The organism is Pseudomonas sp. LBUM1668 (assembly GCF_059695715.1).
The window spans coordinates 2,975,264-2,988,413 of record NZ_CP166787.1 but is presented as its reverse complement, the minus strand read 5'-3'; the positions used below and the strand labels follow the sequence as shown (position 1 = coordinate 2,988,413).

At 58.6% G+C, this 13,150-nt stretch carries 11 protein-coding genes; 5 read left to right on the top strand and 6 right to left on the bottom strand.

Annotated elements, in window-relative coordinates:
- Positions 1–304: 304 nt before the first annotated feature.
- Positions 305–2,713, top strand: a complete 2,409-nt coding sequence (locus ACA061_RS13440) for a glucose/quinate/shikimate family membrane-bound PQQ-dependent dehydrogenase (RefSeq protein ID WP_497301888.1) — start codon at positions 305–307, stop codon at positions 2,711–2,713.
- 95 nt (positions 2,714–2,808) lie between these two features.
- Positions 2,809–4,098 carry a carbohydrate porin gene (locus tag ACA061_RS13435; protein ID WP_497301887.1) on the top strand — a complete coding sequence of 430 codons (1,290 nt, stop codon included), beginning with the start codon at positions 2,809–2,811 and terminating at the stop codon, positions 4,096–4,098.
- Positions 4,099–4,171: 73 nt separating this feature from the next.
- Here the strand turns inward: ACA061_RS13435 and ACA061_RS13430 are convergent, their stop codons facing one another.
- Positions 4,172–4,363 carry a hypothetical protein gene (locus ACA061_RS13430; RefSeq protein ID WP_150615657.1) on the bottom strand — a complete coding sequence of 64 codons (192 nt, stop codon included), beginning with the start codon at positions 4,361–4,363 and terminating at the stop codon, positions 4,172–4,174.
- A 177-nt stretch (positions 4,364–4,540) separates the two neighbouring features.
- Here ACA061_RS13430 and ACA061_RS13425 point away from each other — a divergent pair, with 177 nt between their 5' ends.
- Positions 4,541–5,443 carry a bestrophin family protein gene (locus tag ACA061_RS13425; RefSeq protein WP_497301885.1) on the top strand — a complete coding sequence of 301 codons (903 nt, stop codon included), beginning with the start codon at positions 4,541–4,543 and terminating at the stop codon, positions 5,441–5,443.
- Between the two features lie 60 nt (positions 5,444–5,503).
- Here the strand turns inward: ACA061_RS13425 and ACA061_RS13420 are convergent, their stop codons facing one another.
- Both ACA061_RS13420 and ACA061_RS13415 read right to left on the bottom strand, forming a co-directional pair.
- Complete coding sequence (locus ACA061_RS13420; protein WP_191626453.1) at positions 5,504–5,791, bottom strand: hypothetical protein; 288 nt, start codon at positions 5,789–5,791, stop codon at positions 5,504–5,506.
- A gap of 135 nt (positions 5,792–5,926) precedes the next feature.
- Complete coding sequence (locus tag ACA061_RS13415; protein ID WP_497301883.1) at positions 5,927–6,937, bottom strand: AraC family transcriptional regulator; 1,011 nt, start codon at positions 6,935–6,937, stop codon at positions 5,927–5,929.
- A 153-nt stretch (positions 6,938–7,090) separates the two neighbouring features.
- On the opposite strand from ACA061_RS13415, the gene ACA061_RS13410 reads away from it, so the two are divergent.
- Positions 7,091–7,789, top strand: a complete 699-nt coding sequence (locus ACA061_RS13410) for a glutathione S-transferase family protein (protein ID WP_210554756.1) — start codon at positions 7,091–7,093, stop codon at positions 7,787–7,789.
- Positions 7,789–8,541 (top strand): methyltransferase domain-containing protein, encoded by a 753-nt coding sequence (locus tag ACA061_RS13405; RefSeq protein ID WP_497301882.1) that lies wholly within the window; start codon positions 7,789–7,791, stop codon positions 8,539–8,541. The genes ACA061_RS13410 and ACA061_RS13405 overlap by 1 nt, the downstream gene beginning before the upstream one ends.
- 51 nt (positions 8,542–8,592) lie before the next feature.
- On the opposite strand, the gene chrA is transcribed toward ACA061_RS13405, so the two are convergent.
- From chrA to ACA061_RS13390, 3 genes are all read right to left on the bottom strand, one after another.
- Positions 8,593–9,801: a chromate efflux transporter gene (gene chrA / locus ACA061_RS13400; RefSeq protein ID WP_210700061.1), complete on the bottom strand. Its 1,209-nt coding sequence runs from the start codon at positions 9,799–9,801 to the stop codon at positions 8,593–8,595.
- Positions 9,802–10,000: 199 nt separating this feature from the next.
- Positions 10,001–10,756, bottom strand: a complete 756-nt coding sequence (locus ACA061_RS13395) for a bestrophin-like domain (protein WP_150615663.1) — start codon at positions 10,754–10,756, stop codon at positions 10,001–10,003.
- Positions 10,757–11,005: 249 nt separating this feature from the next.
- Complete coding sequence (locus tag ACA061_RS13390; protein WP_150603453.1) at positions 11,006–12,865, bottom strand: ABC transporter ATP-binding protein; 1,860 nt, start codon at positions 12,863–12,865, stop codon at positions 11,006–11,008.
- Positions 12,866–13,150: the final 285 nt, after the last annotated feature.

Sequence of the window (13,150 nt, the reverse complement as noted above, 5' to 3'; positions counted from 1 at the left end):
TTGAAGTGGGTACATCGCACGTCCGCGCCGGGATCGGCAGCGGTGCAGGCAATCCACAATGATCTGAAACGTGGTCGAAAGGAAAAATTGCAATTTTCATGGTGCGCTTGCGACGGGCGGCGCGCACCGCCGATTTTAGCGCCTGTCGTTAGCATTCGGGCAAACGCAGCAAACGCCTGGCGTGTTCAGGGCCTCGCGTTGGATCGCTTGACAAGGACGAACTACGCTTGAAGGTGAAATTGTGATTTAACTAGATAGTTACCTAACTATATAATGCGCGCTTCATTTCAACGGGGCTCTCAACGTGAAGCAAAGTCAACGCGTCTCTGGCGTATCAAAATTCATTCTGATCGGGTTGGGCGTGATCATCGCCCTGCTCGGTCTGGCCCTCGCGGCCGGGGGCGTGAAGTTGGTCGGCCTCGGCGGATCGTGGTACTTCCTGGTCGGTGGTCTGGTCATGACCATCGCCGGTTTGCTGATCGCGCGCTATAAGCCGGCCGGTGCCTGGTTGTTTGCGGCGTTCCTGCTGGCAACGGCCGTCTGGGCAGTCAGCGACGTGGGCCTGGTGTTCTGGCCGTTGTTCTCGCGCCTGTTCATGTTCGGCGCGGTCGGCCTGGCCGTTACGTTGGTCTATCCCCTGCTGACCCGCGCCAACGGCGGTGTGCCTCGCCGTGGCGCTTATGGCGTTGCCGCGGTATTGGCGGTGGCACTGGCTGTCGCGGCCGGCAATATGTTCGTCGCCCACCCGACAGTTGCCGCGACCGGCACTGGCCCGGGCCTCACCCCTGTCGAGCCAGACAAGGCGCAGAAGGATTGGGCTCACTACGGTAATACCGAAGGTGGCAGCCGCTTCGCCGCGCTGGACCAGATCAACCGTACCAACGTCGACAAATTGCAGGTCGCGTGGACGTATCACACCGGTGACGTCGCCGAGAGCGATGGCAACGGTGCCGAAGACCAGCTCACCCCGCTGCAGGTCGGCAACAAAGTGTTCATCTGCACCCCGCACAACAACCTGATCGCGCTGGATGCCGACACCGGCAAGGAAATCTGGAAAAACTCGATCAACGCGCAATCGAAAGTCTGGCAGCGTTGCCGTGGCATGGCTTACTTCGACGCCACTGCGGCAGTCGCCAAGCCAGACAACTCGCCGGTCGCTCCAGAAACGGCCGACGCCCTCCCTGCCCACTGCCAACGTCGTTTGCTGACCAACACCATCGACGCACGCCTGATTGCCGTGGATGCCGACACCGGCGAGTTCTGCCGGGGTTTTGGCAACAATGGCCAGGTTGATCTCAAGGCCGGTCTGGGCAATGTCCCGGACAGCTACTATCAGTTGTCCTCCGCCCCGTTGATGGCCGGGACCACCGTAGTCGTTGGCGGTCGTGTGGCCGACAACGTGCAAACCGACATGCCGGGCGGCGTGATCCGTGGGTTCGACGTGATGACTGGCGCCATGCGCTGGGCGTTCGATCCGGGCAACCCGCAGGATCGCAACGCGCCAGCAGACGGCAGCACCTATGTGCGCAGCACGCCGAACAGCTGGGCACCGATGTCTTACGACGCGGCGACCAACACCGTATTCCTGCCGATGGGCAGTTCTTCCACCGACATCTATGGTGTGGAGCGCAGCAAACTGGATCACACCTACGGTGCGTCGATCCTCGCGCTGGACGCCAACAGTGGTGAAGAAAAGTGGGTGTTCCAGACCGTTCACAACGATCTCTGGGACTTCGACCTGCCGATGCAGCCGAGCCTGATCGACTTCACCAAGGACGGCAAAACCGTTCCGGCGCTGGTCATCGGCACCAAGGCTGGCCAGATTTATGTACTGGATCGCGCTACCGGCAAACCGCTGACCGACGTTGAAGAAGTGCCGGTCAAAGCGGCCAACATCCCTAACGAACCGTACTCGCCAACCCAGCCAAAATCGGTGGGCATGCCGCAGATCGGTGCTCAGCACCTGACCGAATCGGACATGTGGGGCGCAACGCCGTACGACCAACTGTTGTGCCGGATCGATTTCAAGTCGATGCGTTATGACGGTTTGTACACTGCGCCGGGCACCGACAAGTCCCTGAGCTTCCCGGGTTCGCTGGGCGGCATGAACTGGGGCAGCATCTCCACTGATCCGGTGCACGGTTTCATCTTCGTCAACGACATGCGCCTGGGTCTGTGGATTCAGATGATCCCGTCGCAGAACAAGGCTCAGGCCGCTTCCGGTGGCGAATCGCTGAACACCGGCATGGGCGCAGTACCGCTCAAGGGCACGCCTTACGCGGTGAACAAAAACCGCTTCCTGTCGGTCGCCGGCATTCCTTGCCAGGCTCCGCCGTTCGGTACGCTGACCGCCATCGACATGAAGACGCAGAAAGTCGCCTGGCAAGTGCCGGTCGGCACTGTTGAAGACACCGGTCCGCTGGGTATCCGCATGCACCTGCCGATCAAGGTTGGTCTGCCAACCCTCGGCGGCACCCTGTCGACCCAAGGTGGCCTGATCTTTATCGCCGGCACTCAAGACTTCTACCTGCGCGCCTTCAACAGCGGCAACGGTGAAGAAGTCTGGAAGGCGCGTCTGCCTGTGGGCAGCCAGGGCGGCCCTATGACTTACGTTTCGCCGAAGACCGGCAAGCAGTTCATCGTCATTACCGCCGGTGGTGCTCGTCAGTCGACCGATCGTGGCGACTACGTGATGGCTTACGCGCTGCCGTAAACATCTGCGAGCCACTTCATTGCACTTGTGCGCGGCACCTTCGGGTGCCGCGCCGCTTTATGCCTATCGCTGAAGATTTCACCAGGAAGATTTCCATGTTTCGTTTTTCTCATAGCGGCTGGATCAACGGCGTGCTGTTGGGCCTGACTTGCAGCACCGCCCTGCCCGCCTTCGCCGATGCCGACTCGAACCTGTTGACCCGCAACACCTTGACTGGCGATTGGGGCGGCCTGCGCCACCAGATGGACGAAGATGGCATCAAGTTCACCGGCGATTACAGCGGTGAAATGGCCTACAACGCCGACGGCGGGCTGCATCGTTCGGCGCGTTACTCGCAGAACATCAAGCTCGGCGTGCAATTCGACCTGAGCAAACTGTATGGCGTGGACAACGCCGGCAAGGTCCAACTGACCATCAACGACCGCCGCGGCAACAGCGCCTCCGACGATCTGGTCGGCAACCGTCTGCCAATCCAGGAAAACTACGGTGGCCTCTACACCCGCCTGACCGAATTGAGCTACGAACGCTCGCTGTTCACCCCGGCGCTGAACGTCAAACTCGGCTACATGGCCATGGGTAACGACCTCGGTGGCCTGGACAGCGGCATTCTGTGTAACTTCATGAACGCCGGTTTCTGCGGCCACCCGCTGAACATGTCCGGCGGCAGCGGCTGGACCAACTACCCCAACGCCCGGTTGGGCGTGCGGGTGAAATACGACCTGTCGCCAGCGTGGCAACTGCGTGTGGCCGCATTCAATGTCGACCCCGAAAGCAACGGCGACTCCAGCCGTGCCTGGCATCTTGGTCCGAAACACACGACGGGTACCGTGGTGCCGATCGAGTTGGTGTACAAGCACGCAGGGGACTTGCCGGGTGAATACAAGGTTGGTTACTACTACGACAGCTCCGATGTAAAACGCATCGACAGCGACAAAGAGGTGTCCGGTCGCGGTGGTCATTACCTGCTCGTCGACCAGGCGGTGTGGCGCTCGCAGGCGTCCGAAGGTCGCAGCCTGCACGCCTTCGGCCAGTATTCGGCAGCCAGTTCTGCCGCTTCGCCTTTCAGCAAGTGGTACGGCACGGGGGTGGTTTTATACAAACCATTTGAAGGCCGGCCGCGTGACACGCTTGCTTTGGGCTATGGCCGCGCCGTGCCCAACCCGCGCAGTCGCGATGTGCAACAAGACGCCGCACTGAACAACGGCACAGCGTTCCCGAATCTGGACAGCGCCGAACAGTTGATCGAACTCGGTTACGGTTATCAGGCCACGCCCTGGCTGACCCTGCGCCCAAATATGCAGTACATCATCGAGCCGGGAGCGTTCTCCGGGCAGGACATCGACAATGCGTTGGTGTTTGGCTTGCAGGTGAAAGCTGCACTCTGATCTGCCGATTTCCCGATTGCAGAACATAAAAAAACCGGCGCAATGCCGGTTTTTTATTGCTCGATTATGTTGATCAAGGATGCTCGCTCGATACCGAGTTATTCGCATCCACATCGCTCATGTCTTCCTCGACCGGCGCTTCGTCGTCTGCTGGCAACGGGACCTCAGGTTCATCGCGCTGCGGATCGTGTCCGGTCTCGTTGTCCGTGGTGCGTGTCACTTCCTGCTGAGATTTGTTGCCTGGGGCATTTTCATCAATTTCCATGCTGGCTCTCCAACCGGGGCGCGGGAAGTCCGTGCTTGAAGTTCAGAGGCGATCCGCTCTGAGGAGTGCCGCATTCTGGACGAATGGACGACAGGTATTTCAATCGCCGAACCTTTACCCCGAAAACACCGTCCGAGCTAAGGCGTTAATGCTTACTGCTCACCTCGAGGTTTCCGTTTGAAAGCAGCCATCATCAAAAAATACCGTCTGATCATCAAAACCATGGGCTATGTGGGCTGGGCCCTGTTCTGGTTATTGCTCTGGGATATCGCCGTCACCGTAGACTTCATGTTGTTTCTCAATGCCAAGATCAACCTGCCGCTGATGCCCCTGACATTGCTCGGTTCTGCATTGGTGGTGTTGATCAGTTTTCGCAACAGCAGCGCCTATAACCGTTGGTGGGAGGCGCGCACGCTGTGGGGCATGATGATCAACAGTTCGCGTAGCTACGCCCGGCAGGTGCTGACATTGCTGGATGACCCGGACAATGAGGTCAATCCAGTCAAATCGACCCTGCTGCGCCGCCACGTGGCCTATGTGAATTGCCTCGCGGCGCATCTACAGGGCGAGCCTTGCCCGGAAGAAGTTCGCGCGTTTATCCCTGCCGACGAGTTCGCCCGCAGCGGCACCACCAACAACTTCGCCAACGACATCCTCACCGGTTCCGCCGCCCTGCTGGCGAAGGAATACAAGGCCGGGCGCCTGGACAGCATTCGCCTTGCACGGCTGGAATCGACCATGGTCGATCTGTCCAACAGCCAGGGCGGAATGGAGCGGATCGCCAATACCCCGCTGCCCTACCCTTACGTGTATTTCCCACGGCTGTTTATTTCGCTGTTCTGCCTGATCGTACCGGTGGGGCTGGTGGAATCGCTGGGCTGGTTCACCCCGCTCGCCTCGACCGTGGTGGGTTTCATGCTGCTGGCCATCGAGCGCATCGGCACCGATCTACAGAGCCCGTTTCGCCTCAGTGAGCACCAGATTCAGATGGAAGCGCTGTGCGAAACCATCGAGAAAAACCTGCAGTCGATGCAGCGTGATTCCTTGGGTGATGCGCACAGGGTTGAAGAGCTGGCCTGAAGGTTTGGAGCCAATGGCTTGAAGAAAGCTAGGGCGTAAAGCCCTAGCAGATAGCAGGTGTCACTTTTTCTTCTTTGCAGGCTTATCAGACTTCTCTGATTTCTTGGCCTTTTCTGGCTTGCTATCAGCCTTCTCTGTCTTCTTGGTCTTTTCTGGCTTGCTATCAGCCTTCTTTGCAGACTTCTTCGGTTCGGCGTCTTTCTTTTTGTCCTTCTTGTCGGAGGATTTGGAAAGCGTCGAGGCCGCAGCTGACTTCTTGGCCGGTGATGACTTTTTGTCTTTCAAGTCCTTGCTGGCTTTCGAAGCGTCACCTTTGCTTTTCTTGTCGTCTTTAGCCACGTTGATCACCTCTCGGAGAATGCCGATATTGGCACAGTGCCTGTGTGATTATTCACAAGCTAATCATTAGGTGAGCGCGCCCGAGAGCCGTTCAAATTATTTGTGCCAGGCGTTGATCAGTCTCTGTCTCTACCAACTAAAACCTCATGCATTGGCGCGTCGCCACTCGCCCGGTGAAACGTTCTCCCATTGCCGAAACGCCCGGTAATAAGAGTTAACGTCCTGGTAGCCGAGCAGGTAAGCCACTTCTTTCAGCTCAATCGTCTTGTCAGCCAGCAGGTGCAATCCGGCCTGGCGCCGGGCCTCGTTGAGCAGCGCGCTGAACGTCGTACCCTCCGCCGTTAATCGTCGTTGCAACGTGCGCTCGCTTTGCAAGAGTTCACGGGCGAGATATTGCAAACTCGGCCGACCATCCGCCAAGGCTCGTTTCAGAACTTCAATCGCCTGCTCACAGAAACCAACCGGCGCTTCGATCTCTCGCATCGCGGCGCTAAGGCCGGGCGTCATCATGTCCAGCATTTCCGGGTTGTGTTGAAGAAATGGCAGATCGAGGTCGGCGGCGCTCATGCTCAATTCGTCACGAGCCGCGCCGAATTGAATGGGGCAATCGAAGTAACTCGAATGGATTTCCAGGCTTTGCGGCTGGCGCCTCAAGCTCAGTGCAAGAGGCTTCAGGTGCTTACCGGTGCCTCGTCGACCCAGTTCAAGTACCAAAGCAAAACAGGCATCCACCGAGAGATTAGGCGCAAGCCCTGCACCAGAAGGCCACTGAATCGTGAATAGCACCCTGTCCGCACGCTCATTTATGCAAATCTGGTCGGGGCTGCACAGGCGCTTGAAACGGCAAAACCTCGCAAGTGCGTCGCGAAAACTGGCCGCATATAGCGCTGCAAGAAACGCGAGTTTGTGTTTCGCGCTGGGCGTATCGCGGACCATTTTTATCGCGAAGGCCGGGTCTGCAGAAAGCGCCTCGATCGCGTTCCACACGGCAAACAATTGCTGTGTGCTGACAACGGCAGCTTCGTTCAGATGAAGGTCATGGGGCAATTGAGCGTGCGCCTGGATCAACGAGGGATTCAGCCCCAGTTGTTCGATCGATTGCCAGAACGCTCGGGGTAATCTACAGCGCTCGGCGCTGGTTTGAAGGTGGGACATTTTTCCAGGCTCCGAGCCGCAGGCAAGCGGCTTACTGACGTAGCGCCTCGTTGATGGCGCACTCTGCGAGAGTTTTGGCGCAAACCGCCGAAGGGATGATGCAGCTTCGCTTTTAACATTGTCGGCAACGAATCGAGCTGAAAGGAGCTCACGATGACGATGACCTTTTATACCAACCCCAATTCTCGCGGCCGCATGGTGCGCTGGATGCTTGAAGAGATCGGCTGCTCGTATGAAACGGTCATTCTGGATTACCAGGCGACCAGTCAGGCAGACCGCTGGGGAGGCGCTGCGCTGGCAGTGCCGGCGCTGGCCGAAGGTGATGATCCGCGGGTCAGATTCTTTCGCGACGTCAACCCGATGGGCAAGATCCCTGCGCTGGTGCATAACGGGCAAACCATAACAGAAACGGCCGCCATCTGTGCGTACCTCGCAGACACTTTCCCGGAAGCCGGGCTGGCCCCTGCGGTAACGCAAAGGGCGGCCTACTACCGTTGGCTGTTTTTCGCCGCGGGCCCTCTGGAACAGGCCGTGACCAATCATCGCGCCGGCTTCAACCCGACGGCGGATCAGGAGTTCTTCTTTGGCTATGGAAGCTACGAACGCACCGTCGACCAACTTGAACGCGCCGTGCTGGCTCATCCGTTCATTGCCGGGGAGCACTTCAGCGCTGCCGACATTTATGTTGGCTCCCACATCGGCTGGGGATTAGGCTTGGGCACTTTGCCGCACAGACCCGCGTTTCTCGCTTACGCCGGGAAGTTGATAAGTCGCGACGCCTATAAGCGTGCCGTGGCGAAAGATGAAGCGCTGCTGGGGAGTTTCCCCGGAACACTTGATGAGGCTTTGTGATGACGAGCAACAGACCGGATTTCACCACGCGCTTGCTGATCGACGCGGGCATCACCAAAGCAATGCGTGTTCTGGACGTGGGCTGCGGCTCAGGGGATGTTTCCTTTCTCCTGGCCGAACTGGTGGGAAAAGACGGAGAGATCATCGGCGTTGATCATGACGCCCGCGCCGTCGCCATTGCCCGCGAGCGCAGTGCAGCAAAAGACCACCCTGCCCTGACCTTTGTGCAGTACGATCTTCTGGAGCTGCCAGATTCCATGGGTACTTTCGACGCCATTGTCGGGCGACGCGTGCTGATGTATCAGAAGGATGCCGTGGCGACGATTCGGGCGCTGTCGAAATGTTTGCGTCCCGGCGGCATATTGGTCTTTCAAGAACACGATACGACGATGGTACCGGCAAGCCTGGAGCCTTTCCCGCTGCATAGACAAGCGCAAGCTTGGATACAGCAAATGATCGCGCGTGAGGGAGCCGATCTCCACATCGGATTCAACCTGCACAGCCTCTTCACCGAGGCGGGCCTGGCCGTCGAACATGTGCGGGCTGAATGCCTGGTGCAAACGCCTGATACACCTTACGGTCTCGGCAGCATTGTTCGAGCGTGCTTGCCGCGAATCATTGCGCTGGGGGTGGCCAGTGCAGAAGACGTCGGGATTGAAACGTTGCAAGAACGTCTGGACCAGGAGCGTTCAGACTCTCGCGCAACGTATATCGGCGACGTGATGTTCGGTAGCTGGGCGCGCAAAGTGTGATTTTCAACTGCTATACAGGCGCGGTCGCGTAGAGCGCTGACCTGGACGTTTTCAAAGCGTGACACTCATCACCCACCCCGCCACTCCCGTGCCGATTACAACCAGCCACGCCGGCAACTTCCAAATCATCAACGCCATCAGGGCGACCAGCGCGAGGCCGAAGTCTTGCGGCTTGAGAATCGCGCTGGTCCACACGGGTTGATAAAGCGCGGCCAGCAACAGGCCGACGACCGCTGCGTTTACGCCAGCCAGCGCGGCTTGCGCACGCACGCTTCGCCGTAACCGCTCCCAGAAAGGCAAGGTGCCGACGACCAACAAAAACGCTGGGGCAAAGATCGCCAACAAGCAGATCACGCCGCCCGCCCAACCTGACGGCGCGCCGTTCATGGAGGCGCCAAGAAACGCCGCGAACGTAAACAACGGACCCGGCACAGCCTGCGCAGCACCGTACCCGGCCAGGAACGTTTCACTGTTGACCCAACCGGTGGGCACGACTTCTGCTTGCAGAAGAGGCAGAACCACGTGGCCGCCGCCGAATACCAGAGAGCCGGAACGGTAGAAAGCATCGACCATTGCCAGGCTTTGATCGGTTACCCGTTCAGCCAACAGCGGCAGCCCCACCAAAAACAGAAGAAACAAGGCCAGCCACATCATTCCTGCCCTGCGACTGATCGGTATCGACAGCGCGTCGTGTTCGACACGTTGCGCAGGCTTGAACAGCATCAGCCCCAGCAGCCCGGCGATGACAATCACACTGACCTGCCCCCAAGCCGTCGGCGCAAGCAACGCGACGCACGCGGCAATCAACATTAGGGTCATTCGCGGCACGTCCGTGCACAGGTTTCGTGCCATTCCCCACACGGCTTGAGCAACCACTGCGACAGCGACGACTTTGAGGCCATGCAGAGCGCCGGGCGAAAGAACAGCGCCATAACGGGACAGGCCCAGCGCAAACAAAATCATCAGCATCGCTGACGGCAGCGTAAACCCGGCCCAAGCAGCGAGCGCGCCGCCATAACCTGCGCGGGACAGGCCTAAAGCGATGCCGACCTGACTGCTCGCCGGGCCCGGCAGAAACTGACAAAGCGCGACCAGATCGGCATAGCTGCGCTCGGTCAGCCATTGCCGCCGGCTGACGAACTCATGGTGGAAGTAGCCCAAGTGGGCAATGGGACCACCGAATGAAGTCAATCCGAGCCGCAGAAAGATCAGAAACACCGACCAGGCACTGTTTCGTTCAGTCGTACAAGAGTCGGCCATGTACCCGCGTTCCTTCTTCAATAGTCGCGCAACGATAGCGTATTTCGGGTTCTTGAGAAGTTACAGGGTCATTGTTCCATTGCCGTTAAAACACCGGGGGACGTTGATCGGCTGCTTCCTGCCGCACCACCTGCAACGGCTGGAGCATTGGCATCCGGATGGAAGCTGCCACTTGGAATGCAAATGCCCAACAAGCCGCTCAGAGCTGCATTTCGGCGAGCGCCCTGCGCAGGGGCTCATCGGATATCTGAATAGGGCCGTGAAATGGCACATCCATGTCCAACACGAGGTAAACAGAGGCCGCGATGAGAAATGACGAGACAATAAACATTCCAATCACCATCGAGTTCCGGGGAGCGCGGTAACCAAAGCTGGCGAAGATGAGTGTCAACCAGGCAACCAGCATTCCAATCAAAGGGCCCGGAATTGCCCCCTCTGACTGCTCGACGATCCTCCAGCGTTGCTCGATGAGCGAATGATATTGCTGACGGATATCCTGAAGCATCGTTTCATGGAAGCGATCCGGTGGCTTTATGCCGGTCAGCGACTTGCCTACGTCATCCAGGTATTTAGCCGCTTCGCTGTTGCGATGCTGCAATGCCTCATCACCTCGATACGGGGTCTCGATAGCGCGCGCAAGATAGGTGATCAGACGGTTGCGCGTGACTTGTGTCGCATCTCCATAGCCTCGTAGCGTCCGGTCAAAAATAATCAGGCTGGTTGCATACCCATGGAAGTTCGCATCTATGGACTCGTAGGTGTTTTTGGCAGAATTGATCATCAGACCAAAGACCAGCGACGTCATAACCACAAAAATGTTGGCGACCAGGCGAATGACCGTATTGGTGTCGTCATCCCGGTGGTGGGACGCCAGCTTGGGGTACCCATTCATCATCAGAAGCGAGGCAGCAACCAGGCACCCGAAGATGGCCAGGGCGATCCAGAGAGAGTTCATGCATCAGCACCCTGAACAGTGGAGTCAAGTCTTGGAGAATAGACTTTCAGGCGTTCTCGGAGTTTCCCTATTCAGATACGGGTTTGCCTTTGGGGAATGACCGCGATGCTGAGTCGAAGGCCGGCGTTGATGACTGGCAGGTATTGGTCGACCTCTGCCCAAAGTTCTGGTTAACCACGGGCTACTGTCGGCCCATATAGAGGGCGCATGGACGGAACTCAATAAATCCGCGCCAGGCGCCCTTGCATCTCAAGCCTGATCCAGTGCCTCGACCAACCCCTTGTCCTCACCCAGAAACCCGCCGCTTTGATGCTGCCAAAGCCGCGCGTACACGCCATTCCTCTCCAGCAATTCGCTGTGGGTGCCCTGTTCGATGATGCGTCCGTCATCCATCACGATCAATCGGTCCATGGCCGCGATCGTCGACAGTCGATGGGCGATAGCGATCACGGTTTTGCCCTGCATCATGTCATCGAGGCTTTCCTGAATGGCCACTTCGACTTCCGAATCCAGTGCGCTGGTGGCTTCATCCAGCAGCAGGATCGGTGCATTCTTGAGCATCACCCGGGCAATCGCGACGCGTTGCCGTTGACCGCCCGACAGCTTGATGCCCCGCTCACCGACCAGCGTGTCGTAGCCGCTATGGCCTTGCCGGTCGCTGAGTTGGCTGATGAACTCATGGGCCTGGGCGCTGGCGGCGGCGCTGCGGATTTGCGCATCGGTTGCATCCGGACGGCCATAGGCGATGTTGTCGCGAATCGAACGATGCAGCAGCGAGGTGTCTTGAGTGACCATGCCGATGGCGCTGCGCAAACTGTCTTGGGTCACGTGCGCAATGTTCTGACCGTCGATGCGAATCTCACCGCTGTCGACATCATAGAAGCGCAGCAGCAAGTTGATCAGCGTGGATTTGCCGGCGCCGGAGCGGCCGACCAGACCGATCTTTTCACCCGGGCGGATGTTCAGGCTGAGGCCATCGAGCACCTGGCGTTCGCCGTTGTAGTTGAAGTGCACCTTATCGAAAGTAACGGCGCCGCCCTTGGTCACCAGCACACCTGCATCCGGCGCGTCCTGCACCTTGGCGCCTTGAGTCAGTGTGGCCATGCCATCCTGCACGGTGCCGATGCTCTCGAACAGCGAGGTCATCTGCCACATGATCCAGTTCGACATGCCGTTGATGCGCAACGCCATGGCAGTGATTGCCGCCACTGCACCGGCGCCGACATCGCCCTGGTGCCACAACCACAAGGCGTAACCACCCGCGGACATGATCAGCCCTACCACCAAGGCCTGGTTGACGATCTCGAACATGCTGACGAGACGCATCTGGCGAAAACCGGTCAGTTTGAAATCTTCCATCGCTGCGCGGGCGAAGTGCGCTTCACGATTGGAGTGGGAGAACAGCTTCACCGTCGTGATGTTGGTGTAGGCGTCGGAGATACGCCCGGTCATCATTGACCGCGCATTGGCCTGCTCCTGCCCGACCTTGCCCAGGCGCGGCACGAAGTACCACATGGCCAGCGCGAACAACACCGCCCAGCCAATGAACGGCAGCATCAGTTTCAGCGCAAAGCCACCGGCCAACGCGATGATCGCGATGAAATACACACCGATCCCGGGGATGATCTCGATCAGGGTAAACAGCACGTCGCGCACTGCCAGCGCGGTTTGCATCACCTTGGTGGTGACCCGGCCGGAAAACTCATCGGAAAAAAACGAAAGGCTCTGCCGCAGCATCAGACGATGGAAATCCCAACGCAAGCGCAACGGCAAGTTAATCGCCAATATCTGGTGCTGCACCATGGTGCGCAACGCCACCAGCCCGACGCTGGTTACCATGACGATGCCCATGCCCCACAACACGCGACTTTCTTGCGCGGCCGCTTCACCGCCGGCCTGCCAGGTCGAGAGCAAGTCCACAACCTGCCCGAGGAATGAAAACAGCCAGGCTTCGTAAATCGATACAGCGGCACTCACCAGCGCAAGCAGCAGAATGTAACCGCGCGCGCCCCGCGTACAGGCCCACAGAAAACGCGCCAGGCCATTGGGCGGCGGCGGTACCTCGTCAGGAGGAAAAGGGTCGAGTCTTCGTTCAAACGCACGAAGCATGATGATCTCCAAAACAGTCAGTTGGAGAGATTCTGCCATTGAATGGTTGGCAGGAGGTCTTTGTGAAAAAGTGTGTGTTCATTGGGACGGTTGTCGACCAAAAGCCACAGATCCCTTTTTACGCAGCTTTCCAGCAGGTCGAGGGATGCGCGCCTGTTCGGCCGTCGACCTGCATGACAGTGTGCTACCGCGACATTGTTATTGTGATGTGGGCGGATCGAGGACGCGATATGGACAGCGCGAACGTGGGGGCCATTAACAGAAATAAATGGCGAGTGGTGCGGT

Bases quoted from the DNA above. Each gene is read 5' to 3' on its own strand.
- ACA061_RS13435 (WP_497301887.1), top strand. From the start codon at position 2,809: ATGTTTCGTTTTTCTCATAGCGGCTGGATCAACGGCGTGCTGTTGGGC.
- ACA061_RS13410 (WP_210554756.1), top strand. From the start codon at position 7,091: ATGACGATGACCTTTTATACCAACCCCAATTCTCGCGGCCGCATGGTG.
- chrA (WP_210700061.1), bottom strand. From the start codon at position 9,801: ATGGCCGACTCTTGTACGACTGAACGAAACAGTGCCTGGTCGGTGTTT.
- ACA061_RS13415 (WP_497301883.1), bottom strand. From the start codon at position 6,937: ATGTCCCACCTTCAAACCAGCGCCGAGCGCTGTAGATTACCCCGAGCG.
- ACA061_RS13390 (WP_150603453.1), bottom strand. From the start codon at position 12,865: ATGCTTCGTGCGTTTGAACGAAGACTCGACCCTTTTCCTCCTGACGAG.
- ACA061_RS13430 (WP_150615657.1), bottom strand. From the start codon at position 4,363: ATGGAAATTGATGAAAATGCCCCAGGCAACAAATCTCAGCAGGAAGTG.
- ACA061_RS13405 (WP_497301882.1), top strand. From the start codon at position 7,789: ATGACGAGCAACAGACCGGATTTCACCACGCGCTTGCTGATCGACGCG.
- ACA061_RS13395 (WP_150615663.1), bottom strand. From the start codon at position 10,756: ATGAACTCTCTCTGGATCGCCCTGGCCATCTTCGGGTGCCTGGTTGCT.